Origin of the sequence: Evansella clarkii, assembly GCF_002019695.1 — a bacterium.
Classification (GTDB): domain Bacteria; phylum Bacillota; class Bacilli; order Bacillales; family Salisediminibacteriaceae; genus Evansella; species Evansella clarkii.
Window position 1 is genome coordinate 96,392 of sequence record NZ_MTIV01000022.1, and the last position, 26,903, is coordinate 123,294.

Annotated in this window: 42 protein-coding genes; 35 read left to right on the forward strand and 7 right to left on the reverse strand. The window is 44.4% G+C overall.

The annotated features are described in order from the left end of the window. Window positions 1-17: 17 nt before the first annotated feature. The 21 genes from BK582_RS25490 (at window position 18) to BK582_RS25580 (ending at window position 10,944) form a co-directional block, all read left to right on the forward strand. Window positions 18-647, forward strand: a complete 630-nt coding sequence (locus BK582_RS25490; protein WP_078598543.1) for a ribonuclease H1 domain-containing protein — start codon at window positions 18-20, stop codon at window positions 645-647. Between the two features lie 184 nt (window positions 648-831). Further along, window positions 832-1,356, forward strand: a complete 525-nt coding sequence (locus tag BK582_RS25495; RefSeq protein WP_078598545.1) for an RNA polymerase sigma factor — start codon at window positions 832-834, stop codon at window positions 1,354-1,356. Then, window positions 1,337-1,966 carry a hypothetical protein gene (locus BK582_RS25500; protein ID WP_078598547.1) on the forward strand — a complete coding sequence of 210 codons (630 nt, stop codon included), beginning with the start codon at window positions 1,337-1,339 and terminating at the stop codon, window positions 1,964-1,966. Before BK582_RS25495 ends, BK582_RS25500 begins: the two co-directional genes overlap by 20 nt. Window positions 1,967-2,231: 265 nt before the next feature. After that, window positions 2,232-2,996: a hypothetical protein gene (locus BK582_RS25505; RefSeq protein ID WP_078598549.1), complete on the forward strand. Its 765-nt coding sequence runs from the start codon at window positions 2,232-2,234 to the stop codon at window positions 2,994-2,996. 178 nt (window positions 2,997-3,174) lie between these two features. After that, a complete protein-coding gene (locus tag BK582_RS25510; protein ID WP_078598551.1) occupies window positions 3,175-3,444 on the forward strand; it encodes a hypothetical protein in 270 nt (89 codons plus the stop codon). A 232-nt stretch (window positions 3,445-3,676) separates the two neighbouring features. Then, entirely contained in the window at window positions 3,677-4,159 is a 483-nt protein-coding gene (locus BK582_RS25515) for a hypothetical protein (protein WP_078598553.1), read from the forward strand. 13 nt (window positions 4,160-4,172) lie between these two features. Continuing rightward, window positions 4,173-4,502 carry a helix-turn-helix domain-containing protein gene (locus BK582_RS25520; protein ID WP_078598555.1) on the forward strand — a complete coding sequence of 110 codons (330 nt, stop codon included), beginning with the start codon at window positions 4,173-4,175 and terminating at the stop codon, window positions 4,500-4,502. Window positions 4,503-4,598: 96 nt separating this feature from the next. Then, window positions 4,599-5,078: a hypothetical protein gene (locus tag BK582_RS25525; protein WP_218190781.1), complete on the forward strand. Its 480-nt coding sequence runs from the start codon at window positions 4,599-4,601 to the stop codon at window positions 5,076-5,078. A 16-nt stretch (window positions 5,079-5,094) separates the two neighbouring features. Further along, complete coding sequence (locus BK582_RS25530; protein ID WP_078598559.1) at window positions 5,095-5,319, forward strand: hypothetical protein; 225 nt, start codon at window positions 5,095-5,097, stop codon at window positions 5,317-5,319. A gap of 41 nt (window positions 5,320-5,360) precedes the next feature. Continuing rightward, on the forward strand, window positions 5,361-6,086 hold the full coding sequence (locus BK582_RS25535) for a hypothetical protein (RefSeq protein WP_078598561.1): 726 nt from the start codon (window positions 5,361-5,363) through the stop codon (window positions 6,084-6,086). Window positions 6,087-6,129: 43 nt separating this feature from the next. Next, on the forward strand, window positions 6,130-6,312 hold the full coding sequence (locus BK582_RS25540) for a hypothetical protein (RefSeq protein ID WP_078598563.1): 183 nt from the start codon (window positions 6,130-6,132) through the stop codon (window positions 6,310-6,312). 43 nt (window positions 6,313-6,355) lie between these two features. Beyond that, the gene (locus BK582_RS25545) at window positions 6,356-6,640 is read left to right on the forward strand and encodes a hypothetical protein (RefSeq protein ID WP_078598565.1); all 285 of its coding nucleotides are present in this window, start codon (window positions 6,356-6,358) and stop codon (window positions 6,638-6,640) included. Further along, on the forward strand, window positions 6,637-6,906 hold the full coding sequence (locus BK582_RS25550; RefSeq protein WP_078598566.1) for a hypothetical protein: 270 nt from the start codon (window positions 6,637-6,639) through the stop codon (window positions 6,904-6,906). Before BK582_RS25545 ends, BK582_RS25550 begins: the two co-directional genes overlap by 4 nt. A 64-nt stretch (window positions 6,907-6,970) precedes the next feature. Beyond that, window positions 6,971-7,249, forward strand: coding sequence for a hypothetical protein (locus BK582_RS25555; RefSeq protein ID WP_078598567.1), 279 nt, complete (start codon window positions 6,971-6,973; stop codon window positions 7,247-7,249). Window positions 7,250-7,254: 5 nt separating this feature from the next. Next, complete coding sequence (locus BK582_RS27465) at window positions 7,255-7,413, forward strand: hypothetical protein (RefSeq protein ID WP_169911319.1); 159 nt, start codon at window positions 7,255-7,257, stop codon at window positions 7,411-7,413. A gap of 144 nt (window positions 7,414-7,557) precedes the next feature. Next, the gene (locus BK582_RS25560) at window positions 7,558-7,845 is read left to right on the forward strand and encodes a DUF4258 domain-containing protein (RefSeq protein WP_078598568.1); all 288 of its coding nucleotides are present in this window, start codon (window positions 7,558-7,560) and stop codon (window positions 7,843-7,845) included. A 77-nt stretch (window positions 7,846-7,922) separates the two neighbouring features. Beyond that, window positions 7,923-8,057 carry a hypothetical protein gene (locus BK582_RS28185; RefSeq protein WP_276328235.1) on the forward strand — a complete coding sequence of 45 codons (135 nt, stop codon included), beginning with the start codon at window positions 7,923-7,925 and terminating at the stop codon, window positions 8,055-8,057. Between the two features lie 390 nt (window positions 8,058-8,447). Beyond that, complete coding sequence (locus BK582_RS27470; RefSeq protein ID WP_169911321.1) at window positions 8,448-8,591, forward strand: hypothetical protein; 144 nt, start codon at window positions 8,448-8,450, stop codon at window positions 8,589-8,591. A gap of 68 nt (window positions 8,592-8,659) precedes the next feature. Further along, window positions 8,660-9,340: a RadC family protein gene (gene radC / locus BK582_RS25570; protein ID WP_078598570.1), complete on the forward strand. Its 681-nt coding sequence runs from the start codon at window positions 8,660-8,662 to the stop codon at window positions 9,338-9,340. A gap of 126 nt (window positions 9,341-9,466) precedes the next feature. Next, window positions 9,467-9,844: a hypothetical protein gene (locus tag BK582_RS25575; protein ID WP_078598571.1), complete on the forward strand. Its 378-nt coding sequence runs from the start codon at window positions 9,467-9,469 to the stop codon at window positions 9,842-9,844. 602 nt (window positions 9,845-10,446) lie between these two features. Next, complete coding sequence (locus BK582_RS25580) at window positions 10,447-10,944, forward strand: hypothetical protein (RefSeq protein ID WP_218190782.1); 498 nt, start codon at window positions 10,447-10,449, stop codon at window positions 10,942-10,944. Between the two features lie 595 nt (window positions 10,945-11,539). Here BK582_RS25580 and BK582_RS25585 read toward each other — a convergent pair. After that, complete coding sequence (locus BK582_RS25585) at window positions 11,540-11,773, reverse strand: hypothetical protein (RefSeq protein ID WP_078598573.1); 234 nt, start codon at window positions 11,771-11,773, stop codon at window positions 11,540-11,542. Between the two features lie 556 nt (window positions 11,774-12,329). On the opposite strand from BK582_RS25585, the gene BK582_RS25590 reads away from it, so the two are divergent. After that, window positions 12,330-12,509, forward strand: a complete 180-nt coding sequence (locus BK582_RS25590) for a hypothetical protein (protein ID WP_078598574.1) — start codon at window positions 12,330-12,332, stop codon at window positions 12,507-12,509. A 55-nt stretch (window positions 12,510-12,564) separates the two neighbouring features. Here BK582_RS25590 and BK582_RS25595 read toward each other — a convergent pair whose 3' ends face one another. The 4 genes from BK582_RS25595 to BK582_RS25610 form a co-directional block, all read right to left on the reverse strand. Further along, the gene (locus BK582_RS25595) at window positions 12,565-13,857 is read right to left on the reverse strand and encodes a TRAP transporter large permease (protein WP_078598575.1); all 1,293 of its coding nucleotides are present in this window, start codon (window positions 13,855-13,857) and stop codon (window positions 12,565-12,567) included. Next, window positions 13,854-14,330: a TRAP transporter small permease gene (locus BK582_RS25600; protein WP_218190783.1), complete on the reverse strand. Its 477-nt coding sequence runs from the start codon at window positions 14,328-14,330 to the stop codon at window positions 13,854-13,856. Before BK582_RS25600 ends, BK582_RS25595 begins: the two co-directional genes overlap by 4 nt. A 118-nt stretch (window positions 14,331-14,448) precedes the next feature. Beyond that, window positions 14,449-15,498: a TRAP transporter substrate-binding protein gene (locus BK582_RS25605; protein WP_078598577.1), complete on the reverse strand. Its 1,050-nt coding sequence runs from the start codon at window positions 15,496-15,498 to the stop codon at window positions 14,449-14,451. A gap of 47 nt (window positions 15,499-15,545) precedes the next feature. Next, window positions 15,546-17,321 (reverse strand): thiamine pyrophosphate-requiring protein, encoded by a 1,776-nt coding sequence (locus tag BK582_RS25610; protein ID WP_078598578.1) that lies wholly within the window; start codon window positions 17,319-17,321, stop codon window positions 15,546-15,548. 254 nt (window positions 17,322-17,575) lie between these two features. Here BK582_RS25610 and BK582_RS25615 point away from each other — a divergent pair, with 254 nt between their 5' ends. The 4 genes from BK582_RS25615 to BK582_RS25625 all read left to right on the forward strand — a co-directional run bounded on the left by BK582_RS25615 (window position 17,576) and on the right by BK582_RS25625 (window position 20,007). Next, window positions 17,576-17,989 (forward strand): hypothetical protein, encoded by a 414-nt coding sequence (locus BK582_RS25615; protein WP_078598579.1) that lies wholly within the window; start codon window positions 17,576-17,578, stop codon window positions 17,987-17,989. Window positions 17,990-18,171: 182 nt separating this feature from the next. Beyond that, window positions 18,172-18,342, forward strand: coding sequence for a hypothetical protein (locus BK582_RS27475; RefSeq protein ID WP_169911325.1), 171 nt, complete (start codon window positions 18,172-18,174; stop codon window positions 18,340-18,342). A 163-nt stretch (window positions 18,343-18,505) separates the two neighbouring features. Further along, on the forward strand, window positions 18,506-18,916 hold the full coding sequence (locus BK582_RS25620; protein ID WP_078598580.1) for a hypothetical protein: 411 nt from the start codon (window positions 18,506-18,508) through the stop codon (window positions 18,914-18,916). Between the two features lie 320 nt (window positions 18,917-19,236). Then, window positions 19,237-20,007 (forward strand): hypothetical protein, encoded by a 771-nt coding sequence (locus BK582_RS25625; protein ID WP_169911327.1) that lies wholly within the window; start codon window positions 19,237-19,239, stop codon window positions 20,005-20,007. Between the two features lie 244 nt (window positions 20,008-20,251). Here BK582_RS25625 and BK582_RS25630 read toward each other — a convergent pair whose 3' ends face one another. After that, window positions 20,252-20,560, reverse strand: a complete 309-nt coding sequence (locus tag BK582_RS25630) for a hypothetical protein (RefSeq protein ID WP_078598582.1) — start codon at window positions 20,558-20,560, stop codon at window positions 20,252-20,254. A 442-nt stretch (window positions 20,561-21,002) separates the two neighbouring features. Between BK582_RS25630 and BK582_RS25640 the strand changes: the two genes are divergently transcribed. The 9 genes from BK582_RS25640 to BK582_RS25685 all read left to right on the forward strand — a co-directional run bounded on the left by BK582_RS25640 (window position 21,003) and on the right by BK582_RS25685 (window position 25,503). After that, window positions 21,003-21,494 carry a macro domain-containing protein gene (locus BK582_RS25640; RefSeq protein ID WP_078598584.1) on the forward strand — a complete coding sequence of 164 codons (492 nt, stop codon included), beginning with the start codon at window positions 21,003-21,005 and terminating at the stop codon, window positions 21,492-21,494. A gap of 143 nt (window positions 21,495-21,637) precedes the next feature. Continuing rightward, window positions 21,638-21,850 carry a hypothetical protein gene (locus BK582_RS25645; protein WP_078598585.1) on the forward strand — a complete coding sequence of 71 codons (213 nt, stop codon included), beginning with the start codon at window positions 21,638-21,640 and terminating at the stop codon, window positions 21,848-21,850. Between the two features lie 73 nt (window positions 21,851-21,923). After that, the gene (locus BK582_RS25650; RefSeq protein ID WP_078598586.1) at window positions 21,924-22,295 is read left to right on the forward strand and encodes a hypothetical protein; all 372 of its coding nucleotides are present in this window, start codon (window positions 21,924-21,926) and stop codon (window positions 22,293-22,295) included. A 143-nt stretch (window positions 22,296-22,438) separates the two neighbouring features. Next, complete coding sequence (locus BK582_RS27480; RefSeq protein WP_078598587.1) at window positions 22,439-23,293, forward strand: DUF4326 domain-containing protein; 855 nt, start codon at window positions 22,439-22,441, stop codon at window positions 23,291-23,293. A gap of 316 nt (window positions 23,294-23,609) precedes the next feature. Further along, window positions 23,610-23,975, forward strand: a complete 366-nt coding sequence (locus BK582_RS25665; RefSeq protein WP_078598589.1) for a hypothetical protein — start codon at window positions 23,610-23,612, stop codon at window positions 23,973-23,975. Continuing rightward, window positions 23,972-24,430, forward strand: coding sequence for a hypothetical protein (locus BK582_RS25670; RefSeq protein ID WP_078598590.1), 459 nt, complete (start codon window positions 23,972-23,974; stop codon window positions 24,428-24,430). Before BK582_RS25665 ends, BK582_RS25670 begins: the two co-directional genes overlap by 4 nt. Before the next feature lie 122 nt (window positions 24,431-24,552). Beyond that, window positions 24,553-24,888 carry an AbrB/MazE/SpoVT family DNA-binding domain-containing protein gene (locus BK582_RS25675; protein ID WP_244895513.1) on the forward strand — a complete coding sequence of 112 codons (336 nt, stop codon included), beginning with the start codon at window positions 24,553-24,555 and terminating at the stop codon, window positions 24,886-24,888. Further along, window positions 24,885-25,217, forward strand: a complete 333-nt coding sequence (locus BK582_RS25680; protein ID WP_078598591.1) for a type II toxin-antitoxin system PemK/MazF family toxin — start codon at window positions 24,885-24,887, stop codon at window positions 25,215-25,217. Before BK582_RS25675 ends, BK582_RS25680 begins: the two co-directional genes overlap by 4 nt. 79 nt (window positions 25,218-25,296) lie before the next feature. Continuing rightward, a complete protein-coding gene (locus BK582_RS25685) occupies window positions 25,297-25,503 on the forward strand; it encodes a hypothetical protein (RefSeq protein WP_078598592.1) in 207 nt (68 codons plus the stop codon). 42 nt (window positions 25,504-25,545) lie between these two features. Here BK582_RS25685 and BK582_RS25690 read toward each other — a convergent pair whose 3' ends face one another. Then, window positions 25,546-26,901, reverse strand: a complete 1,356-nt coding sequence (locus tag BK582_RS25690; RefSeq protein ID WP_169911330.1) for a DHHA1 domain-containing protein — start codon at window positions 26,899-26,901, stop codon at window positions 25,546-25,548. Window positions 26,902-26,903 lie beyond the last annotated feature (2 nt).

Here is a 26,903-nt window from a genome sequence, read left to right on the forward strand (position 1 = left end):
AAAGAGAGCTGATAGTCATGGCGAAAACAAAATATTATACGGTACGAAAAGGTCGTAATCCCGGTGTGTATTCTTCCTGGGCGGAGTGCGAATCGCAAGTCAAAGGATTTCCCGGTGCGGAGTTCAAGAGCTTTGCGAGTAAATGGGCAGCGGAAGACGCGCTGATCCACGGCTGGGGTGACAGTGCAACACCTAAAAGAACAAACAAGTCACAGAAAAAGGATCTGGGAGAAGTTCCCGATTATATTAAAGAAAGCATCTCTGTCGATGCTGCCTGCAGCGGTAATCCTGGAGAAATGGAGTACCAGGCAATCGATACCGCCACCGGCGAGACGATCTTTACTTCTGAGATTTATCCCATCGGAACAAACAATCTGGGTGAATTCCTCGCCGTCGTGGACGCCCTGAAATACCTGCACGAAGAAGGGTCTGATATGCCGATCTACACGGACTCGGTCAGTGCCATCGCCTGGGTGAGAAACCGGCGCGTGAAGACGAATCTATACCGAAATGCCAAATCCGAGTCGTTATTTCAAGCAATCGATGACGCGATCGAGTGGCTGTACGATCATACGTATGCCAACCCGATCCTCAAGTGGGACACGCAGGCGTGGGGCGAATCAAAAGCCGACTTCGGACGGAAATAAGCCTTAATTGATGATGGACCGGTAAGCAAAATGTACCGGTCTATAAGGGTAGGGATTTCCCCACCCTTTATTTTTTTCCGTCAACTATAATAAAGGTATAAAAATTTTATTTTTCTCAAAAGTGATACATTTATTGGCCAGTGTTCGTCTAATTAATTATTAAGGGAACAATTGGAGGAGAGGAATGGGGACTCACATAATCTCAGAATGGTTTACAAAGTACAGCGATAATGTTTACCAGTATCTTATTTATCGTGTTGGTTACAAGGATGCGGAAGATTTAGCCCAGGAAGTATTTATACGCGCTTTAAAAGGTATCGATTCTTTTCAAGGTAATTCTCAACCCAAAACTTGGTTAATACGTATTGCCCAAAACGTAGCGGTTGATTATTTTAGACAGCAGAAAAGGAAACATTGGAAATCGTATCTTTCTTTGGATAAAGTGAGTGAACCTTGTACGGATGAAACACCGGATTTTCTTCTTGGAATGAAAGAAGATAACTTAATTCTTTATAAGGCCATTCAGTCTCTTAAACCTAGCTATAAGGATGTTCTTATACTGAGAGGAATACAGGAATTAAGTAGCAAGGAAACAGCTGAATGCCTAAACTGGAATGAAAATAAAGTGCGGATCACATACTTTCGTGCTAAAACAGCTTTAAAAAAGAAGTTAGATGGGGGTACGTTACATGAGCAAGAACAATTTTAAAGATATAGATGAAAAATTACATTCGCTACCTCGTCCAACTCTTCCTCCAGAGAAGAAACAAGAAATATTACAAAAAATAAATCAAGTTGAACGGGATAAACAGGACAACAGTTTTAACTTTAAGAAAAGTATTATGGGGAGCGTGGCAGGAGTTGGAGCTATAGCCGCATTAATAGCTTTCTTATTCCTGATAGGAACAGTTGAGACTGAGCCAAGGCAAGGATCAGAAGAAGGACAACATGACACGCACCAGTATATATTTGAAGGGGAAGGCAAAAATTGGACCGCTCTTTTTAAAGTTGTTATCGAAGAAAAGGTGGATCTGGAAGGAAAACACTTTGTAGAAAGTGAAGAGTATTTCGAGCTTACCTACAAACGTTCTATAGATGAGTTATCAGAAATAGAGGAATTAGAGTTTTCTTTTGAAACAAGAACCGGCGGAGGTTCAAGGAAATATAATTTTCCAGAAGACTCCCCTCCACACCGAGGGGTATTCACCTGGGAAGGGGAATCAACCGGTGGGCTTATGGTTTCAGAAAATGAAATAATTGAAGTTAATGTAATGTGGGCTGATAAAGAAGATGTTTTTACTATAGAGGCAAATCAATAGGAAAAATAAAAGAGGCGGGTCATCTCGCCTCTTTTATCTATGGAAATATTAATATGTTAATCATATGTTATAAAAAGAGTTGTAAAGGAAAGGAATTGGGGGTTGGTAGACAATCATAGCCAAATTTGTCAGTTTATACAACTTTCTGAAAAATCAGATATTTATTTATAATATAAGAGTATAACACTCAGGGAGGGACGGTGTATGAGGCACCTCTTGTTTTAGAGGGATGAGTAGATTACTAAAAAAGTAGGAGGGTATATTTATGGGGAAGAGATTTTTTCTAGTTGTTACTGCGCTGTTGCTTAGTGTTTTATTATTGGGATTTAGTAAAGGTGAAGAATCTTCAGACATAGATATTTTCAATTACAATCCAACTGAAAGTGAACGTGAGAGCATTATTCAGGAATTAGAAGGAATGCTTGAAGATGTAGAACAACTAGATAGTAAAGAAATACCTTTTGAACTTGAATTAAATGTAACTAACGAAGGGGAAAAAGGGGTCCCCGATTTTGTTAATCTCCCTACCCAAGCCGCTACTAAAGAGATCGGAACTGCCGTAGATGAGGATGGGGACGAAGTAACACTTTATGCGTCTATATTATCTGGATCATTGACATCCAGTTCTACCGGTAGTGACTATCGGGATTATGGACATAGGATTACACAAAATCATTATTTGGAATGGTATAGAAAACATAGCAATAACCAATGGTATCAAAGGTTACACTATCAACGTGGAAACTGGAATAGAACAACTAGCGCCTTTACAGTACGCAACGTCGAATTTTACCATGGTCAGCAAGGTAGAACGGAAACGGGGAGTTTCTACACTTGTACGAGAGACTACTGGAACATATCTTCAATAAGCTTTTCTGGCAACAATTCACAGACTTATGCTCGATATTTACCGTGTAATACGTTCTCTGAGGAGAACGCCTCTAATAATGCTTCTCGTTTAACATCTGATATCTATTATAATGGTAGACTTGTTAGATCAGGCTTTAGAAACTTTGTAAGGCCATATTAATTAATATAGTAAAGTCGAAGGTTTCACTATTAGGCTGTTGAGAAAATTTTCTCAACAGCCTATTTTTTTATAACCGTAGCAAAGAGCGAACCCCGGTGCGACAGGCGCACCAATAAACCAGATGAGTAAGACAGCCACAGGGTTCTTATTCTGAGCTTATGATGAGGAGCTGATGAACGTGACTAAAACAAGTACAGAAATCGTAAATAAGGCGGGAACAAAGAAAGTGGTGCAGATGTGGGAAGTCGGAGACACCCTGGTTAATATCAACCGAAAAGACGTGGCCGACGCACAGGCTGAAGCTATACAAGAACAGACCGGTGTTCTGCCTAATGTCCAACCGAAGTGGGTTGTCATGTACAATCAGCCCGTCGGAATCTATCATGCGAAAGAACGCATCGCACTTGGCGTTCACACTTCAAGAGAGACGGCCATGCGATTTATTTAACTCGGGTGGGCTGAAATCCCACATAGACCGGTGCGTTTTTAACGTAGCGGTCTTTTTTTTGATAAAATCACCGGGCGTTGCGCCAGCGGTCGTTTGTCGTTTGTCGTTTATAGCCCTATTCTGCAGGATTTTTTGTTATCATCAAATTGGATGAATAAAACCATCGCAAAGGGGGAAAATGTCATATATGGCGTTAATATATTAACAATTTGCGTCATATATGATATATTGTATGGAGAAGATCGCACACGTTGTTTCGATTAAAGACTCATACGGAAACGAACAAGTGGAGCAATTCCGGACGGATTTGATCTCCGAGGCGAAGTATAACGAAAAAGGCCTCATCAAGTTAAAGTTTTTCCTACGAGCGCTCAATTATACACAAAATATCGGTAAGAACCAGTTGCATTTGCATGAGACGACGCTCAGCATTACGTCTCAAGGGACAGAATACGAAAAAACATTCACGTTATTCAAAGCCTTACGCAAACAACCGATTTACGAATTACGTCTTAATTTTCCGGAATACGGCTCATGGATTCGTGCCACGTTTTTCCCGACGTACTATGAAGGACAGCTTTACTACTGCTTCGTCAAAGCCTTTACCAAAACGAAGAAACCGGAGTATGACCCTACGGATACCATGATCGACGAAACATATAGGGTCTACCAGCAGGTCCGCAGCAATCCCGAGGCGTACCTGAGCGAATCATAAAGGAGATGATAACATGAAAGACCTCACTCGAATCGACGACATCGTCCAGGAGATTCCCGAGACAGAATCCTTCTTTTACGGCATCGGTGCCACATTCGGAAAAATCATCTTTTCGTACCGGATGAAGCGGAACCTCACCCAAAAACAACTGGCCGCTCGCGCCGGCATAGGGATCAAGACCATTCACCGTGCCGAAGGGGGTTCAGACAATCTGGGCGTCCAGACGTATGAAAAAATCTTTCGTGCGCTCGATATCCAGCCCCGCGATTACGCCCAGTTGTTCCGAGAGGCGTTCGAGCATGATGCGAAACCGAACAAAAGAGAGCTGGAGCGTCAGAGGTGACGCTTCCTTCCTTAACCTGGACTCGAACGGACCCATGCGTTTTTCGCATGGGTCTTTTTTTTGTTGTAACCAACGGAAGTTGCGCCAGCGCAACCAATGAAACACCTGAAAAATATAAAAGGGGTGACACAAATGAACGTCGTCGATTTGAGTTATAAACTGAAGCGAGTGCTATGGTCAAACGACGCCCTATCTCTCCTTCCTGGATGCGGATGGAACGACGGAGGGTGCCGCTCCCTGATGCGAGCGTTCCGGATCTGGCTTGGCCCAGATAACGTCCGCACGTATCAGATCGTCAAAAAGCCGGAACAGCTTCATTCAGAACATGTTTTTATCCGGATCGGTGACCGGTTTCTGGATGGAGATGGCGTCTCGGGGTCTTATCAAATGGAATACCGGTGGCGATTCGAGGAAAGACTCCCGGTCGTTATCATTCGAGAATTTGATCCTGAAACAGAGCCGGATCATGTGAACGGGGAAAAACCGTTTTACATCGGGGATAGTCACATCAATCAATTAGTCAAACTACTGGATCATCATTTTAATAAAGAAGAAATTCTTGAATGCTTACTATGACAAAGGAGAGATCGCGATGAATTTCGAACTGCAATTTTATCAAGGCATCCCGCTGCGCTTAATTAAGCGTAATTACAAAAAGACAAAAGCCAAGCGATTTTTAATCAACGATACGAGCCAGAATGTGTGGATACCGAACAAACACCTCACCCATGACGGGACGATCAAGCCTGGTGAAAATCTGGATTATATCTTTAGAAAAGCAAAACGGCAGCTGGAGCTTGCCGGGGTAAAGTGGTAACCCAGCCATAAACAGCATACAAAATAAAGGAGTTGATAAAGGTGGAAGAAAAAAACATTTCACTCACTGAAGATCAAAAAGAGGTCTTATTAAAAGCATTGAAAGATATTCACTTCGCTAATAGTCAGTTACATAAAATGGTGAAGAAAGATGTCTTAACAGAAGAAATGTCTAAAACCCTCCCATCGCTGATTGAGAGTTATTTTAGCGAGGCTGCCGCAGTGCTAAATTATGAATCTCATTTACTGAAAGAAAAAGAAAAACGATACGAGGAGATCAGAAATGCCAATCAAAAAATTAGGGAGTTAGAGGCTAAGCTAGGGTCCGATCGACCGGTTGACGGATTAAAGGAGCAACTCACATACCTGAAGGACACCGTATATAACTGGTGGGCTACAGAGGGTTTTTGCCATGTAAACAATGAAAAATTCACAGCTTATGGAAGTTTGCGATTAGAATTCTGCTTCATGCTGGAGAGTTTCAAAATGCTCAGCAAAACACCTGTCACTGATAAAAAGGATCAAGCAGAACATATTCAGCACCTAAGAAATCTTGGCTTTGAATTCGCTGATTTTGAAAAATCACGAAGTGAGAAACTTGATTTGATCGACAATCAAAACAATCGCACGTTACTTACAGGAATGCTTAAAGAAAGATTCCCTTCTATAGAAATTCATAAGTGGGATAACAACTGCAGTTTTTCTGATCCGGATATTTTCGTTATCCGACATGTCGATGCAACTATTTATGATCTGGCGGACATTTAGACGATTGCAAAGTAGTAAACCAATTAAAGGAGGAGTCCTAACCATGAGAAAATTTCGTTTTGATATATCATTCAAAAATAACGATTCGAAAAAAGTAGAATCGGAATCGAATAGCATGATAACGGCGATGTCTGCCGCTCTAAATACCTTGAATGACGACGAGAAGGAAACGATTATGAATATCAGCGTCACGTGCTTGCCCAGAGTCCTTATAATTGGAAAATAATGTCAAAAATTTAATAATATAATACATATAGGAGGAATGTCAAATGAAATTTGAAATCAGAGACGAAAAAGGCGAAGTGTATAACCAGGTCGAGAATCCCGCCGCGGTATTCGATCTGGAATCCGGCACGCTTCAAAAGATCGGGGAAGCGGACAAGATGCAGGAGACATTTAACTTCATGAATGACACATACAGGACGGCCGGGTTCCATGAGATGGCAGACGACCTGCGCTACATGGAACTGCCGAAAGATCAAAAAGAGATCGACAAGGTCTTCCAGAATACCGGTTATATTAAACGGCTGTACGAGCGGGTCACAGTATCATGACCCTGCTCCCGGTATCTCTTTTTTATCTGGTCGTTGGCAGCGCGGTGTTCATCCGGAGAAGAATCGGCGCTGAACAAAAAGACGCGGATTATATCTCGCTGGTATTGTTCTATACCGGCGTAAGTTTGTTTTTTATGGGGATCTTCGAATGGTTCTACCCTTCGGTCTTCTGGGGCATCCCGCTGGTAATAAGTTTGATCGTCATGGCGAATCTAATTTTAAAACGGGCAGCGAGTGTTTTGAATAGCAAAACCAAACAAGAATGAGTTGCTATACCTCGCTCCATATGATTTGATTAGAGGGTAGAATTAACAAAAGGGGTGACCGATCGTGAAGAAAGAAAAGGAACTGGAGTTATTATGGGATCTTTACGACTCGTTAGTGAAGAAACGACTGGAATTAGAAAAATTAATGGAGAAGACCTTTCAGATTGAATTGAAAGAATACTTATATCGTGAGATCACAACGATTGAACGGTTAATCTGCAGCCGTTACGGAATAGATGATGAGGATGTGGAGAACGAGTTAATAAACGGCCCGTTCTACAATTATTTCTCGGGCGAAATAACAAAAGAAGAACTTATTATAGAGATTGAAAAAAAGGGGTGAGTGACATGACTGCAATTAAAAAACGCCACCCTGGCATGGACACCGAGATGGGTTCCTGCTGCCAGTGTGAGAAAAGCGCCGTCGTCCGGAGTTACGGCGGAGAACCTGGCGATTACTGCTCCGACTGCCATATTGACATGTTGAATCGTATTAATGATATTTAACTGACCTGTTTGACCGTACCGATAATCTATCACAGATTATCGGTTTTTTTTTCGTCCAGCCCTCTTCTTTAAGACCGTGGTGTCGGCTAACGCCGACCGATGAAACGAGTGATACCACGATCTTAATACAGGAGGTGAACGACAATGATCCTTTATTCTCTGCATGCTAAACAGCGCATGAACTTGCGCGTGATTTCAGAAACAGAAATCAAAAACGCACTGGAACATGGGCGTGTGATTAAGACACAAGAAGATGGACGCATCGTCGTTCATCACAACCGTGTACGAGTCGTCTTCGCGATTCATCAACAGCACGTCACCATTGTGACGGTTATGCCTGACAAGGCATTTGAAAAACATGTCAGGCACCTCGCTAAGAAAGAGAATCTTTCTATGAAACAAGCGACGAAAAAACTTAAAAATATCGCCTAATCCCCGAAAGGAAGTGTCTTATCATGACATGCCATACATGCAACGCATTATTGAAGAAGGAACGGCAGACCTACACGTTGCCGACAAAAGACTCGATTGAGCGCCACACCGGTGATGTTTACATCTGCCCACGTTGCGGAGAAGTACACATACCATCCGATCAGACGATTGATCTGACAAATATTAAACGGCAGCTGAAAGGAGATGAATAACATGCTCGAATACCTAAAAGGTATTTTTCACGCTTATCGCCAAGCAAAACCCTCTGAGGCACCTCTCTTTTGGGTCCATCGGGAATAAGCCTATCGATACCGTTTTCACATGGTATCGTTTTTTTATTTAGACAACAAAAAAGCAACCCGCCCTGTGGCCTGCTAAGCTTGGGTGGGTTGCTTTGTCTAAACACTCGCCGAACACTCGAAATGAGGTGCGACATTTACACGGAATTAAGGTGTTTGGCGCACCTTAATTCGTTAAATTTAGTCTATACCAATTATTGGAATATGTCAATTATTGTGTGGATGAAATCTCGAAGTGTTAAAACCAAGTTGCTCCGCTCCCGCTCCGCAACCGATCAAACGGTTGAAATAGGAGGTGGTCACATGAAAGGGTTATTTTTAGCATTAGTGAGCATTACTTTCGGTGCGGTAATCTATTTTACGCTCGTAACGAGCCTGATGGACAGCATTGACAGCCAAATCGAAGAATTTATGACAACTACGATTAATATTACAGACATCAACTGATAACACATAACCGGTGCCGCTCTCATGCGGTGCCGGTTTTTTAACGAAATTATACGGAGGGGATAACCATGGCAAACCATCAAACTGACCTTTTATCAAAATCAAAGGACGACTTTATATTGAAAGACGTTCGTGAACGAGTAAGTGTTTATGGAACGGAAGATGTATCTATTCATGACCTGCTGGCACTTATTATCGGCAAAAACAATAAAGAAGCGATTGATGTCCTGGCAGCTACCCATCCCCGAGAGTTACTCAACATGTCCCTTTCTGATTTTAAAGCGATCAGCGGGATCGGGCCCGTTCTGGCAGAACGCCTGGAAGCCTGTATGGGACTTGCAAAGAAACTATTAAAAGAAAACTTTCCGGAACAATATGTGATCCGCTCCCCGGAAGATGCCCGGCAGTACCTTATAGGCAGAATGAAACATTTAATCCAAGAAGAATTTGTTGTGATGGTGCTTAATACAAAGAACCATGTGCTGGCCACCAAAACCATTTTCAAAGGAACGCTGAATGCGTCGATTATTCATCCAAGAGAGATATTCAATTTTGCCATTAAAAAGAACGGGGCAAGCATCATTTTGGCCCACAATCATCCCAGTGGCGAGGTCCTGCCGTCCCCTGAAGACATCGAGGTGACGGAACGCCTGAATGAAGCAGGTGATGTATTAGGGATCGATGTTCTTGACCACATTATCATCGGCGGTAACAGATATCTCTCGATGCAGGAAAAAGGATATATGTGATGATTGGGATACGCAAAGCCGATACCTTTTAACAGGGTGTCGGTTTTTTTATTCGATGAAAGCAGTCAGATCGCTCCGCTCCTGACCGGTAAAACCGATGAAAATAAAAAATGAGGAGTGATTTTTGTGGAAACTATTATTACAAAAGACAATCTGAACGAAGCATTCGAACGCATGGTGGTTGGCCTTATCCGAGCGGAAAACTATAACCAGCACTGCTTCGGGATGTCTGATCTGAGATGGGCATCTGCGATGGATCACGCCCTGGACACCTTTATCGAAAAAGTAATCGAGGCCGGATACTGCCATCACGCGATCTTAGGTCCGACACTCGTAAAATATGATTACACGGTCGAGTCGCCTAAGAATAAAGCATTAAAAACAGAACTAGATGACAGCTTTCAAATCGACATGAGCGACTACCAGCAAGCTCTGTCTGTCAGCTACGAGGTATTTGACAGCACAGTAGAAGCCATTCAGGAAGGTGCAATGCCGTACCGATAAGACCGAAAACCCATGCCGTCACTCACGGTATGGGTTTTATTTTTGACATCAGATGCGCAAATCATGCTGACAACAGACCGTATGCCGTGCTGAATGAAATGCACACGCTGTACCGCACGGCATGCTGTACGGTATGCGTACAGCATAAAGCATAACTTACGTATTTGATGAATTACCACGGGATGTCACACAGCATGCGTACCTGGTGCGACATCTCGTACTGATTTTATGCGTACGGAGTACCGCACCGGATGGTGATGCGTATGAGATGTCATATACCGTGCGTATCTCATGCCGTATCTCGTATGCATTTGATAATAGACAGGGTGTGCGTATGGTATGTCATATGCTATGCGCATTCTGTGCGAGATGCGGTGCAGGATGTTCGGATTGTTATACGGTGCGGTATGTCATGCGTATCTGGTTTTGCATGACATGCGTATAAAATACGCATCGCATGTTAGTGCATATAACGTACGGAAATTATCGGTAAGTGATGTCGCACCGGATGTGATACGGCGTACGGCACGGTATGCGTTTTAGGTTGCATCCGCAACCGGTTAACCATTCGAGATCAAAATTCGTAAATAAAAGGAGCGATTATGATGGCAGATTATAAATACTTAGGATTAACCGCATATATCAAGGAAAACGAGCTAAACGCTGAAAAATTAAACGTATTGGCAGGTGCAATTGAAAGCGTACAGCACCAGGTCGAAACGATCGAATTCGATGAAGAAAAGTACAAAACCATTGTCCGCTCAGAGGCTTACCAGTACTTATATGACAATGATTCTATGTGCTTGGCGGATGACTCGGAGTTTCCGGAAAATACACCTGAAGCGTATAAACACCTGAGTATCGAAGGTACCAATATCAAGGGATACCCGATGCTGAAAATCTATATTCCATCCGTATCAAAGCGTATAGAAAGCGTTCATCATTTCATCTATAACTCTCTACGCCCAGTGCTTTTAGAGTTATTTGGTGAAGACCTGATTCACATGAGAACCAAGGAAGGCATTGAATACGAGAACTTCCAGGACGGAAAAGAAACGATTTTAGTCTCTGTTGAAGACCGCACCAAGGTCACCGCCTAAAATCACTGAACCGACAGCCTTTTCAGGGCCGTCGGTTCTTTTTTTTATGACACCAGAGTGAATCTCTTTGTGGAACTACCAGACCGTCTCTCCCGACCCGTAAACCCTGGAACCAAGCGATTTAGAGCGGGTCCCGCGTCGGTCGGTGGTTCTTCTCGACTCTCTCGCTCTGCTCGTATAACCGCTCCCTCCTTCCCCCTCTAAATCGCTTAAAAGTCCTTCTTACAAACAGCGCGGGCCCCGCCTGACCTACGGTGGTTTTTCCTGACTTTTTCCACTTCACACTTCGTGTGTACAAGACCTCTTTTTTGTCATACAACCGCCTCGGTCAGCCCCCGCTGTTTGACGAATGTCTCTTTCTTGCTTTCTCTTTTATTGACGTTTCGCTCCGATGACTCTCCGCTTCTCTAACACTCTTTTGACAGCGTCCCCTACCCCTTTTTCTGGCAGCTCCCCTGCTCTCCCTGATCGAATACCGGGGCGCCCTCCCGGTTCGATTCTCCGCTCGTATACACGCCCCGTATGCCGCTCTGATCCGCCTCTATCGGAGTGCCTTCCGGGGCGAAAACCGCGCCGGAATCCGCTGACGGACCCGTCATACGCCAATCTCGTCAAATGGAGCTTGACGGATTTTGCGAATCGCATAACGGCGCGGTTTACCGGCGCTTGAATCCGTGACGGATTTTGCTATGGTATCTCGCGCATGGGGCGTATCGGTTGGCGCGCCGGGATTTGTTGGTATCGTGTGAAGATGCGGCGTGGTATCGATACGGGTAGGGGAAAGAGCATAAGGGGGACGTATGACAAGCTGCGCTTCGTCAGTCAGCATAGCTGACCGTCCCCCTTACTGCGTCGATAAATGCTCGCGCATTTCTCTCCTTGCCCCTTCGGGGTGCTCATTCGAAAGCTCCTATTCATCGCTTCCTATTTTCTTCTCTGCGACCATTCCACTTCGTATAAAGCAAACATATATGTTTGCTTTATCTCCGTTCCAGCAGAGTACAACTTGCTTGATAACCGTGTGCGGCAGCTCGGCTATTGCCGAGAACAGATACCGGAATGTCTTCCGCTATCTGTACGCACACATCAATCAAATTGTATGCACACCGGTCTGAAATACCGGACCGAAATGCTTGCACATTTCCGTCCAGAAAAAGACTTTCCGGTGTGCCAAGAGCCGAAGTACCTGGCGTAAATGTTTGCACATTTTCGCCCACAACACACGATCAAAACCGCAAAAATCGCCCCGGTATTCTTCTTGACCAGCATGCAAAAACACGATGTGTTTTCGCTTATTTTGTTTAAGGTCAAAACACTGAATGAGTGACATGTTCCGGTGTCCATGTCCGACAAAGAAGATGAATAAAAAAGAGGAGGCTACAACCATGATTGTAAACGGCACACTAAACAGAGTCACAAAGGACGAAGGGATATTTGTCCTCGAAACCAAAGAAACAAAAACAATGCCCACTTCACTTCTACCTACCCAGGCAAAAGTAGGAGATAAATTCGACATATCCATAAAACCAGACGGCGATATCCGCTCTGTCATCATCCGTAACTAAGATACATACGAAAACCCCACTATTATCACAATAGTGGGGTTTTTTTCGTTACTCTTTATAATACAAACGTGACGATCTCCGGGAATACCAACAGCAGAACAATCACAATCAAATAACCAAGTATGAATAACGTCAATCCTTTAAATATGTCTTTTACAGGAATGCTCTTATCTATCCCGTGAACCACATACGCATTAATGCCAACAGGCGGAGTGATCGCTCCGAGACTTGTTACGACACACAGGACAACCGAGAACCAGATCGGATCATATCCTAAAGCATATACCGTCGGAGAGAAGATCGGAATCGCCAGAACAAGGAACCCGATTGCGTCCATTAACGCTCCACCAGCAATGAAAATTAAAATAATCAATGCCAAAATCAATATCGGTGGAATGGATAACGACTGCGTCCACTGGGCGATCTCAAACGGGATTCGTGTAATCGTCAGGAATCGTCCGAAGTAAATCGCGCCGACAATCAGCATGACAACCATAGACGCCGATTTTAACGAGCTTATCACCGCCATTTTGAAGCTATCCCACGTTAGACGCCTCATAACTAGCGAAAGTACAATCGCTCCAAATGCGCCAAATGCGCCCGATTCTGTAGGTGTGAAAATCCCCATAAACAAACCGCCGATAACAAAGATAAATAGTAAGAAAATCGGAATGATACCAAGTAAAGATTTCACCTTATCTTTCATCGTAACCTGAATATCGGCAGCAGGTCCGTACGCCGGTTTCATCCGTGTGATAGTACCAATAAGTACAATAAAGATTAACGTTAACAGTAAGCCAGGAATGAGGCTTGCCTTAAACAATTCAGACACCGACTGCTCTGACTGAAGGGCGATTATAATTAATACGGTACTCGGTGGGATGATAATACCAAGAGTTCCCCCAGCTGCTACCGCACCTGCACTTAGTTTGTTGTTGTACTTGTATTTCTTTAATTCCGGTAACGCCATTGTCCCCATCGTAGCGGAACTCGCCGCGTTGGAGCCACAGATAGATGCGAAACCGGCACTCGCTAAAATGGTCGTCCACGCCATACCGCCACGCAAATGACCCACCCATTTATACGCGGTATCAAACAGACTTTTTGCAATACCGCTTCGGTAAATAATCTCCCCCATCAATATGTACAATGGGATGACACTCAGAGAATACTTGGAGAACTCACCCCATATGTTCCCCGACAGTAAGCTGAACGCCGATTCCGGTGTGGCCACGACAACAATGCCGATAAAACCTACAATAAACATGGAAAAACTAATAGGGACTTTCAGGAAAAACAACGTGAATAATATCGCAATACCTAAAATACCAGCCATTGTCATACTCATAGTTTGACCTCTTTCTTCTCCGGCGCTCCACCATCGGTGTTACGTGAAGATACGTTATCGAGAATGTCCACAACCAGCTGTACCGCTAACCCGATAAACCCGAGGGCGACCATAAAGATGAACGGGTAAATCGCGACATCCATTGTTTGGGATAACGTCCCGTTATTCTTCATGGATTGGCTGTAATCTAGTAATTGGTAGGTGACGATCAAAAAGAATACGAGACTGACCGTATAACCAAACACATTCACCACGCGCTGGATCATCGGCGGGAATTTCTCAAAGGCAATATCGATGTATACATGTCCTTTTTGTGACTGGGTATAGCCAAGGACAAATGAAATCGCAATCGCTGTCAGCCAGCCGGCCACCTCCGGTGTTCCTGTGAATGGACTTGTAAACAACCGCATGATGGCATTCCCAACGATAAGAAGCATACAAAGAACGATAGCAACTCCAGCGACATAAAGCATTAAACTGTTAAACTTCGCAACATATTTCCGTATATAACTCATGTAATTTCACGTCCTCGCGTTAAAATTGTCATAAAAAAATAGAGGGCAAAACGCCCCCTATTCATGAACTCTCGCACTACTGGTTCTCGTACTTTTCAATAAGCTCGTAAAAACGCTCTCTGTACTCGTCACCCGGCAGTCCTGCGTTGTTCGCTTTTTCTACGGCGTCATCTTGTAATTGTAGTAGTTGTTCTTGCCATCTTTGCTGCTCATCATCAGAAAGAGTGACAACTTCAAGACCGTGTTCTTCTTTACTCCACGACATCGCATCTTCAATGGAATCATCCAGGTACTGACCTGTGAATGCAGGCATTTCCGCATTTACTTCCTCGATCACATCCTGCACGTCCTGCGGGAGAGAATCCCATACCCCCTGGTTCATCACAGCAACGAACGAAGCAGTAGATAACGGATAGTCCACCACATAATCAACCATTTCTCCCAGCTTGAAGTCATAGAGTACTTCTCTTGAAGAAATGTTTCCTTCAATGACGTTTGTTTGAAGGGCTTCCGGAACTTCTGCTAAGGACATACCAACCGGTGAACCGTTTAAGGCTTCTAATACGTCCGCGTTGCTCCCTGCAATACGGATCTGCATACCGGATAGGTCATCCATACTCTCCACTTTCTGCTTCGTCTGGACGTACGCAGGGTCACCTGTAAACGTCGTGAGTATCTTCACATCACTCATCGCTTCCGGTTCGAACTCTGTTAACAAATCACTTGTGACCTGACTTGCTACGAGGGAGCTGCTGATCCCGGACGGCATGTCCGAAATAGAGAGCAGCGGATATTGTCCCGGCTCATACGTTGGAGACGATAATCCAATATCGACAACCCCGTCACGAACCCCTTTATACATGTTTTCTGCATCAAGCAGCGTACCGCCCGGGTAGAGTTCCACCTCTACTTTCCCATCCGTACGTTCTTCTACTTCTTCCGCCCACTTCGTCATCTGGACACCTGGGAAGCTGTTTTCACTGGCGAAGAATGCATAGCTTAATGTGATTGGATCATCCCCGTTTTCGTTCGGGGAGGCGGCTTCCCCGCCCGCCCCACACGCGCCCAATACTAAACTTGATGCTGCTAATAATCCTGCTAATTGTCCGGCTTTTCTTTTTCTCATAATGGTAGTGACCCCGTTTCTTAGTTTGTATTTTTTGTTATACGCTCTTACAGCTCTTGTCCTGTTTGTGGTTCCAGATAGACGTTCACGACAGCGGAACGCCCGTTATCAACCGTGTAAACCGCCTGTTCCAGCACTTCTCTTAACTCATCCGGTGAAGAAACCGCATAACCGATAGCATCGCCTGACGCTTCAGAAATTTTCTCCATCCGGGCGTTATCACCGAAATTCACCCAAAACTTATCGTTTGTACTCGCCACGCCATCCGGATGGACACCGAGCGTTGATAGTTTAGGAGACTTCCAACCACGGTTATTAAAAATGACCGTAAGGAATGGTGTTTTATACTGAGAAGCAATCCAGTGAACAGAAGACGGAACCGTAAACATATACGTACCATCACCTGTCAGGGCTACCACTCGTTTATCGGGGTTTGCCAGCTTCGCACCGATAGCCGCTCCGCCATTCCAGCCAAGGGAACTAGCACCCGCACCGTAAAGCGTTCCGACTTTGTTTCGGCGGATGTTTCGCCAGACCGCACCGAAATTGGAAATCGTTTCGTTCATCACAATGTCATCTTCATCAAGAACGCTCTTTAGCGTCTTTGTCAGCAGGTCTGGTGTAATATACGAGCTCTCTTCTGCCTTTTCATTCCAGCGGGACAGCAATTCTTCATGTTTTGCTTTTAACCCTTTTGCTCTTAGCGCGATCGCATCTTTGTGAGTGGATAAATCGAGCTGAGAAACCTGCTTGTTTATCTCTTTTAAAGACAGGTATGAATTCGCCTGGAACTGTTTTTGTGTCGGGTAGTACCATAAAGGAATGTTTTCCTTTGTAGGATCAATATCTATCCAGTCGACGACGCAATCCTCTTTCGGTTTTGTATGCAGCGGTATCCACGGTACATCACAATCAATCACCAAAATGTAATCAGCTTCTTTTACGCGATCGGTCGATTCGTTTGAACCTGTATAATCTTCATATCCTAAATGGAACGGATGGTCCGACGGGAAGTTCATATAATAAGGCCCGGACTCCACAACCGGAACGGATAATGACTCAGCTAACTGCACCAGCTCCGGAACCGCTTCTTCTTGTCGACCTAAATAGCTCGTAATAATGAGCGGTTTTTTCGCTTTTAGCAGCTGATTCACTACGTGATCTGCTTGAGATCCTGTTATCCCCTGTGGCTCTACCGGCTTAAAATGATCCACCTGCACATCGTTGTCTTCAATTTCTTCTGCCAGAACCTCTCTCGGCGTCATCATATACACCGGACCTTTTGGCTCTGACTGCGCCATCTGCAAGGAACGAAGAATCGACTGCTTCATGTTTTTACCGGAATTAACGGTATGGGTGTATTTCATATAATCACGAACGATACCCGCTTGGTTCGGGACGTCCTGCAAATAATGAATGAATTCATTTCTGGAACCAGGCAGCTCATTCTCGGCTGTTGCTGGTGACATACCTGCAAAAATGAAAACTGGAATGCGCCCTCTCATGACATTATGAATGGAACCGCCTAAATTCTGCGTACCCACATCGACGTGAACGAATACCGCTTGCGGTCGGCCTGTCACTTGCGCATACCCATGGGCAATACTCAATGTGAGAAACTCATGCGGGCATACGATAATCTTTGGCATGTCTTTGCCCTGTTCTTCTGCTTTCGCCCAGCTTTCGATCAGGGATGCGTGGTCGCTACCCAGACCAACGAAAAAGTATTCCACTCCGGCATCCCGAAGTGTTTCCATCATGGCATCGCTTGTTGTATAAACAAGTTCTGGTTGTACCTCTTGCTGTTTGTTGTGTCCCGTCATTTGTGCAAAACCCCCATCTTTTCTCTTAGAAAATTCATATTTGTTTTACTGGAAATTTATTCCATATCAACCGTTACTGGAATATTTTACCATATATAATTTTATATTACAATACTAAAACGCTGAACACCCAGCGTTTTGATAAATTTTTTGTTTAGATATTAAATTCGTGACATGGACGTCGCCATGTCCAATATACGAAATGAAAAATAAAGACTGTAATGATCGACAAATAAATAATGGGAGTGATTCCGATGGACAAAGACTGCATCAAAAAAGGAAATACGATTTATTTACTTGACCGCAACGCATGGAACGTCAACGATCCCGAGGCACTCATCGTGGAAATGACTATTATCGAAAAAGACGGCGAGCTTTATGCTCACGCCAAGCAAGGCTATTCGACGATGGAATTCCACGTCTCAGCAGACTCCATCTCAGAGATGAATAAACCTCAATATAAAATACTGTTTGAAACGAGAGCCGCTGCCCAAGCGCACTATGAGGAGAGCATGGATAAACAGGTGCAGGCGATTCACGATATGTCACAAGAAGAACTGATTAAGTTATTTTTTAACGAATGGCGCGGGGAGTACATGCATGATATCAGGATCGACGAAGCCATGAGGGAGAAGATTAAGAACGAGTTCAAGGTTCATGTAGGATGAGTAGGACAGACGCAGCGGAAATCCGCTGCGTATTTTTTTTCTAAAACTGTCAGACCCTTCAAACCATTTAAGCCCAGACAAGACATGTCAGGGACATGTCCAATGAACGACATGAATGAATCAAAAACATTTTCGTATATTAAAAACTTGCTCATCTGAGTAATAGATAAGGGGAGTTCATTATGGGGAAGTATCCGAAGCATGAACCTTGTGAAATGTGCGGAGTCGATGTGATTTACGGATTCAGTCTTTGTGACGACTGCGACAAAAAAGTTGAGAAGTTTGATGAAACTACAGGTCTCTATACTTTGGAAAACGGAGAAGTAGTAGATACGACAAAACATCAGTATTGATTGAACCTTTACAAGTGAATCGATTTCAGCAACAACGCATAATCAATAGATCAGACCCAAACCGTTCAACCCCAGAATAGACATGTCAGGGACATGTCCAATGAACGACATGGAGTAAAAACATATTTGTGTCTAAAAATATATGGTCACAGGAGTGATAGAGATGGATATAGAGAACATCAAGGACCTGGAATACATTTATTTTCTTGATCGTAACGCATGGAGCGTGAACGATCCCGAGGCGTTGATTGTCGAGATGGAAGTGATGGAGGAAGAGGAAAAGACAATCGCTTACGCTGAACAGGGGCATGAGACGCTTCAGTTTGAACTGACCGAGGGTTTCTTCACACAAGCCACAAAGGGGAAGCGGAAATACTTGTTCAAGACGAGGCAGGACGCCCAAGCGCACTATAACGAGGAACTAAAAAAAGAAATCCGAGGAATTCAAGCCATGTCAAAGGATTCCCTGGCTCAAATGTTTTTCAAACAGTGGCAAGGCGACGTGATCCGTGACGAAAGCGTTACGGAAACCATGAAAGCTAAGATCAAAGCCGAATTCGGTGTGGATGTGTAACATCCCACCACCAGCACACAGCGGAAATCCGCTGTGTGTTTTTTTTTTGAATACGGTACATCGAAACAAAGAGGGACTCGTTCCTTATTCTGAAAAAGGTCATGACATGTTGTGTCACTCCCCAGTTTGTTCCAATCTGGCATAGATGTCTTCGCTTGTGACCCCATGTCCGAAAAAAGGCATGAATATAAAATAATCAAAAATTAATATGTACAACACTAAAACTAAACCGTAGCGGGACCATTTATATATTTAAAAAGACAAAACAAGAGGTGAGAACAATGATGCTAAGGAAGAATGTAAGACAAATCAGAAACGAAATGAATCAAAAAGAAAAGCATATGAAATACCGGAAAATTGCACTACCAAAAAAGATGAACTTTGATAATCACATCGATGCTCCGTTCTCGGAGGCGTTCAAGAAAGGCGATTTTCGAAACGATATTTATTTCACGGTAAATCCTTTCTTCATCGCAGGTGTTTATATTAAGTATATCCTCATCTATTGCTGGCCTGCCCTCCTCCTGAGTGGAGTCATGTTCGGCATCCATCTCCTATCGATTGCCGTATTGGGAGATGAATATACAGCCCCAACGGCTGGTATTCAGCTATTACTCATTGTTTACTCCATCTGCCTATTCTTTACATGGAGAAGAATCAGCGACCACATGGCGTATTACAACATCACCATGCTGGTGAGCAAATTCGATATCAACCAAAAATACCTGACTAAGATATATCGATCAGCCAATATCGAAGCGGATAAAGAGGCTGCCGTGATGGACCATTACCGGAAGAAATTCAATAAGCTCAGCCTATTCCCAAGTATGAAGGAGCTGGCCCTTGAGGAGCAACTCTATCAAAAACATAGCAACAGCAAACATGCCTCAAACCGCGAGTTCGCAGAATTGCGGAGAAGTCGTCTCGATTTAGACAGCAAGCGCGAAGAGCATCTGGCTGCCAAAGAAATTGCCGACTGGAAGCAGGAGCAGTATGGCGGCAAAAACGAATACGATGTTATGGTTGCTAAGTACCAATGGCGAACGGTTCCGGCAATCAAAGAGATTATCGCTGAGGTTTCTGCCACATGAACACCGACCGCCTGGAAAATTGTGATAAACTGAAAGAAAGCATGGATTTTGGAGGGATAGGATGAAGATAATTGACAATCGTGGAGAAGATCATGAATGGGCGCTGATTGTTATCACCATATGCTCTTTTCTAACTTTCAGAAAAATCAAGAAACTAGAGCGGTACAAAAGGAAATTACAAGGGACATATAAGCCTTATTGACGTACAAAGGGGATTATCTAATTAGATAATCCCCTTTTGCATTTAATTACAAATCATATTCGAAACAAGCTGCGGACCGCTGCTACCATACCTATTACAGTAGGCCCTAGCACCATTGTCCGCTAAGTATCGCGCTAACTCTGTTCTTCCTAGTGAAATTAGCGCTCTCACTGCTATACCAATTATTACGGGCGCAAGCATAGGTTCCACCCCATCATCAATCACTACCAATTCCAATTCTGGAGTCACATCCCCACTTCCCGCCGAACCATTGGCACTAGCTGCTGCTGGCATGGCAAGCAGCAACAAAGCCAGCACTAATACCAAAACCTGAGACATACGTTTCTTCATACAAAACCTCCTAAAATGTTTATTTTATTACATGGGTATATTTCTACATCTTTTTGGGTAATCCTCCTTTATTTTCAATAAATTTGAAAATAATCTCAAAAAATGGATATAGGAACGTTTTCCAATGGTCATAAGAAATGGTCCAATTGACCATCCAACAAGGCTTCGCCCGATAAAAAAGATAATGAATCAAAATCTAATAGAAAGGATGAGATATCCATGTTCGATGTCCAATGCGTGGAAACCTGTCAAGGAGATAATGGAGTAGTCTTCGAAAAAGGACAGACCTATACCTGTATGTGGCAAAAAGACATCATAGCGGTCGTCCGTGACAAGCGTGGCCGCCCGCACATCTTCTATAAGAAAGAATTTGAAACCTGTTTTAAACCCTTAATGTTAAACTAAACAAATGATTCCTCATTTACCAAAGGAGTGCTGATCTATGACAATCACGATCAAAAACGGAACCATTATTAATGCTGACGAACATATCATCGCCCACCAGGTCAACGGACTCGGTGTCATGGGTGGAGGTGTGGCAAGACAAATCAAACAAGCCTACCCAGGCGTTTACCGCAGGTACAAAACCTTTGTAGATAATCACACGTCCCCGGAGGAGCTTCTTGGCAAGAACCTGATGATTGTGACCGACGGAAGACCGGTGTACCAATTTGATAAGGCCGGTAAAGCTAAAATTATCAGCAATTTATTCGGTCAGGCCCGCATCGGGACCTCCACTAAACAAACGGACGAAAAGGCGCTCAGAAAGGCTCTTGAACATCTGGCGGAATTCGCCAAGATGGACGGCTTATCCGTTGCTATGCCCGAGGGTATCGGCTGCGGACGCGGTGGAGGTGACTGGAACGAGGTTCGGACCATTATTGAAGAAGTCTTCAAGGATTATCCCGTGACGCTGTACCGTTACACAGAGTGAACTTCAACATTCATACCGTTGCAAACATACCCCTCCCACCTTCTAACTGGTATAATATGGATATACAACATGCTTCTCATTCGCCTCGATACAAAGCGTTATGGGAAGCATTTTTTATACAAAAATGTAGGGAGTGAAACACTATGGGGTTTTTAAGCCACATCGACAGTAATATTATTGTCCTGGGTGTCGGAGCACTCATGCTTCTCGGCAGCTTCGCCACCATCAACAGCAGGAGCGCATCAAAATTCGATCACGACTTCGCTTTGCTATTACTTATCGCAGGAATTGTATGTCTCGGAATCGGATTTGGATTCATCGATCTATCAGAACTGAAACACTTGCTACCTGATTAGTATTACATATTACGTAATACTGTTATTTAACATTGTGATTAAATCTTTTTGCGGAAAAGGGGTTGGAGAAACCGTGCCTGCACTCGTAGACAAAATGACGATTAAAAAACACGGGGTTGACGAAAAACTAGACCGGCGCGTCAAACTGACAGCTGAAGATAAAGAAAGCATCCGGTCGCAGTATTTTAATACTCATGAGAGCGAACGACCGACGATGACATGGCTTGCAGCCACCTATGGTGTTGATCGCCGACTGATTCAATTTGTTCTGTTTCCGGAGCGTGAAGCCCGCCATAAAAAGCAAGCAAGCGCCAGACGGAAGGATGGCCGTTACTATGACAAAGAAAAGAGCCGGCAAAACATGCAGAAATACAGGGACTACAAACGAACACTTGTAGAGAAGGGGAAGATCAATCCGTCCGAACGGTACGTGGTCACGCAATAACAAAAGATGCGAGCAAATCAAGCAGTAACAAAGAGCATGCCTATACGGGCCATGCTTTTTTATTTTTAGAAACAAACCGCCCTGCCAGCAAAAATAAACGATAGACCCTTTGCTATTTAATTTCAAAAAAAGGGGCGGAAATTATGGAAAAAACAACGGTTGTGAACAAACATCATAAAGAGGCATTCGATGTGTACATTGGGCGCGGCTCTAAATGGGGAAATCCATTCTCACATCGGAGTGATACAAAGGCCAAGCACAAAACCGAGACTCGCGAGGAAGCCGTGGCCAGTTATCGGGAATGGATTCAGACACAGCCCGATCTTCTTGCGGACTTGCATGAACTCAAAGGAAAGAAACTTTGTTGTTACTGCAAGCCCAAAGCCTGTCACGGCGACGTGCTCGCAGAATTGGCGGATGCACTTGACTCTGTGACCTCAACAAGCCATGAATCAAAAACCGTGATTCATATCGGCTTCACAGGTCACAGACCAAACAAACTCGGCGGATATGACCTCACGGCACCAGGATACCTGAATCTGCAGGAAGACCTCGAAACATATATCAAACGAAATCTTGAGGTGTTCGATATGGTTGTCGGTCATTCGGGCCTTGCACTTGGCGGAGATACCATCTGGTCGAAGGCCATTCTCGCGATGAAAGAGAAATACCCTGGTCGGGTGCAATTTCACGCAGAAATACCGATGATGGAACAGGCGAGCGCGTGGTTCAAGAAATCAGATATCGATTTCTGGCATGAACAGGTCGAACGCGCCGACTTCACATCGGTATACGGCTCGCTGGACGGCGTAGAAGAACACAAACGCCGGGGACTCGCTGCGAAATTTCTGAATCTCAGAAACGAAGGTATGCTCGACCATTCTAACGTCCTGCTGGCACTCCACGACGGATCTTCAGGAGGAACCGGGAATGCCGTGGCGTATGCCAAAGAGACCAATCTTGTGACACACGTTGTCCATCCGAGCGTTTATTTTTAACGCTCGGGTTTTTTGCTTTACCTGTTCACATAGGTTTGAAATTAAAAAGGAGGGTTCGTCTTTGATAATCCAATATGAAACGTTAGTTAAATCTCTACCCCTTGACTGCCGCCTACATGTACCAATCACTTATTGTCTTAATTGCGACGAACCTATAAGAAACGAGAACGATTTTTATAAAGAATACTGTGGAGTAACCTGTGAAAACGAACACCACTACATTATGGAACTTACACTGAAAGATGAATGACGGGTAGATGGTTCACTTTATTCATTAGATTGACCAGAGAGTGCACATATTAAAGGAGGAATTTTCATGAATATTAAAGAATTTGCTGGAATCAACTCTGTATATGAAAAACCTAACGGAGAGAAAATGACACACGAAGAACTTTACACAAAGGTCGTGAACGGGATTGGGTTGGACACCTGCGCCACCTTTATGCCTGTGAGTATAGAAGAATTGCGTGACGCTCTGGAGGAAGATCCCCACCTTAATACGATCTCAATCAAGAAGTGGGATGATATGCATAACATCTTCCGCCCCTACTTCCACCGTATCGGCGTCAATACGCTTTCACTCAGTAACACCGTCTGCACACTGAAACAGGCAGCACGAATGCTTGTGGCAAGGGAATATCCGGAAACATCAGCAGGGGAAAAGGAAAAAACAGCGGTATGAGTAAACCGCTAACCCTTCGCCTGAAATGGAAAATATTCCGTCAATATCTGAAAGAAATAAAAGATGGAGTTATTGTGAATTGCGCGTATTGCAGCAGTCTGGACATCCGCTTTGATAAACAGCTGGAACATAATATTAACGACCGCCGCGTCTATACGAGCAGTTATACCTGCAACAACTGCGGAGCAAAATGTAAAAATATACAAGAGTGGACGAAAAACGCGTCCGAACCTGAAGATGGGAACGGCAGGGATGGAGAAAAAAGCCTGAATGGAACGAAGTGGCTATGTACCGATGAAAATAGGGACGAATACGGCATGACCTGCACTGTCATAGAAGGCTTCATCCACCCCGACTGGAACGGGGAAAACGAGATCGAAATCAAATATGAGGATGGCTCCATCGCCTACATGAAGTACCGACGGTTCGCTATGCGCTTCGAGAGAATCGGGTAGCGAGCCAGTACCCTTCGTCCCTGAGCGTCCCGGACTTTCGTACCTTTTTGCCTGATTTGCGGATATTTTTTATTTAAATTGATAAACATGGGGTATATACATTGTAGAAACGAGATGATACAATGAGCTTCAAAGACGAAGAAAACCCCGCAAACAGAAAAGAACAGGCGAAAAAAGAAACTAAAGGGCACGGAAGTACCAAAAAAGGAGTGAGTCATATGACCACCATTCAAAAATGGGGTAACAGTTTGGCTGTACGTATTCCTAACCAATACGCAAAGAATCTTGGAGTAAAACACGGATCGGAAGTCGAGCTTGAATTATCTTCGGATGAACTTATCGTTAAGCCCGTTAAAAACAAGATTACCCTTGACGATCTGTTAGCAAAAGCAGAAGGTAAAACTAATCCGCACCTGGATTATGACTTCGGCCGACCAGAAGGGAAGGAAATGCTTTGAGTGTACATGTTCCTAAAAAGGGCGAGATTGGCTTTTTAGATTTCAACCCGCAATCAGGTGTTGAACAGGCCGGTAATCGCCCTTGTCTCATTTTAAGTCCAGAATCATTTAACCATACAACCGGACTCGCTATCGTTTGCCCGATTCGGTCCCGAAGCGGAGACTGGCCGTTTGAAGTACCTCTACCCGACCATTTAAGCATCTCCGGATATATATTAACCGACCAGGTAAGAAGCGTTGATTGGAAGGCGAGAAATTTCAAAATGCGCGATGAGGCACCACCGAAAATCGTTGAATGCTGTGTGGAAATCATACATACGTTCATATAACAAAGGAGCAGCCTAAGTGAAGGTTGCTCCTTTTGAATGTATGAAACTTGCGCATCGGATCTATAAAGGAGGAATGAACATGAATAAACAAAAATCCTTAAACGGAACCAAGTGGCTCTGTACGGCCGAATATATGGACGCATACGGCATGACATGTACCGTCATAGACGGTTTCATCGACCCCGATTGGAATGGGGAAAACGACATCGAAATCAAGTATGAGAATGGAACCATCGGCTACATGAAATTCAGACGGTTCGCCATGCGATTTAAGCGCATTAAGTAGAATTATAAAAAAAAGCAACCGGTAAACAGTTGCTTTTTTATGTCAAACGGCATCTATCTCACAAACATCTGTTGCGATGAGTTGGAGGGATTCATTTCCTGCATACTCATTGATACCAAGTTCTCCTGTGACGATAAATACCCGGTTATCCGGCACGGGATTCCCCGCCTTGTCCATCTCGACCGGTTCAGGTCTTTTGAACAGCTCAGCTCCCTGCCAGTGAATCACGGAGAGCCCATTCGTAAGCATCAGCTTCGCATGCTGCTTCTCCGCCCCCATATGAAAGATCCGCGGCACATCCCGCATCGCAATCGCTACATTGAATACTGGTTTCGGGAACCCGTGACCGAACGGCTCCAGCTCTTCGAAAAACCGCACCGCTTCCCAAAGCGTTTTATTGGTGAAAACCGATGTATGACCATGAAGCGGAACCCTCTCCCCTTCGTGTGTGACACCTGCCTGCACCAGACGATCATACGCCTCGGTCGTCAAGACATACTCCCCGTCAAACGGTGATGTAACCGCCGGTTCTTCCTGATCGGCCATCCGCTCGCTCATGATTGCCACATACCGGTTGGTGAATACCTCTTTAAACCGCTCGTAATTCTCCGCCAGCACCGTGATTCCGGCAGCCTGGGCGTGACCGCCCCATTTTGCGATCAACCCCGGATAATCCGCGTCAATCGCTGATAAAAACCCATGTAAATCAAACGTCTCGGGAGACCTGGCTGAACCAGTCAGCGAATACGTTCCAGTGACATCAGCGTTGATTATATCTTTTCTAGGTGCCCCTTCCGGGTCCATCCCGAAAGCAATACTCGGCAGTCCGAACTTCTGCGTGAAATTCCCGGAGAGAAGCCCTGCAACCCCTTCTTTCATCCGTGCGTTAAATACCATGTAATCAAGGGGTCCCCCGCCCTCTTCTTTAATATGTGTGAAAAGTCTGGATGTGAGGCTCTGGACGTAAGCCTTGCGTTGTTCATTCACGGCATACAGTTCGTCGCTCGGACGCACATACTGCACATCTGAGAAATCGCTTCGTTTCGTCTGAAACAAGCGGAATGCCAGCTCACTATTCCCCATCATCCGGCGCGGACTATTCAGCATCGGACCGATCAAGAAGCCAAACGTATCGGAGTCAATGCCGTATTTCAACTTCTCGTTTTGATTTAAGGTTGTTACAAGTAAGCCTATACCCCGGTAGTACTGATGGAGCGGAGTATCGTCATACAACAGGGCATGTTCTTCGCTGTACCCATGGATAAAGTGCTGAAGCATCTTCACCGACTCCGTGACGTAATACCGGTTTTCATTGATTAAGGGCATGACATCACTGATCGTTGAAATACCTACAAGGAGCACCAGGGAGCGAAAATCCCGCCGTATATGAGGGTCCACGA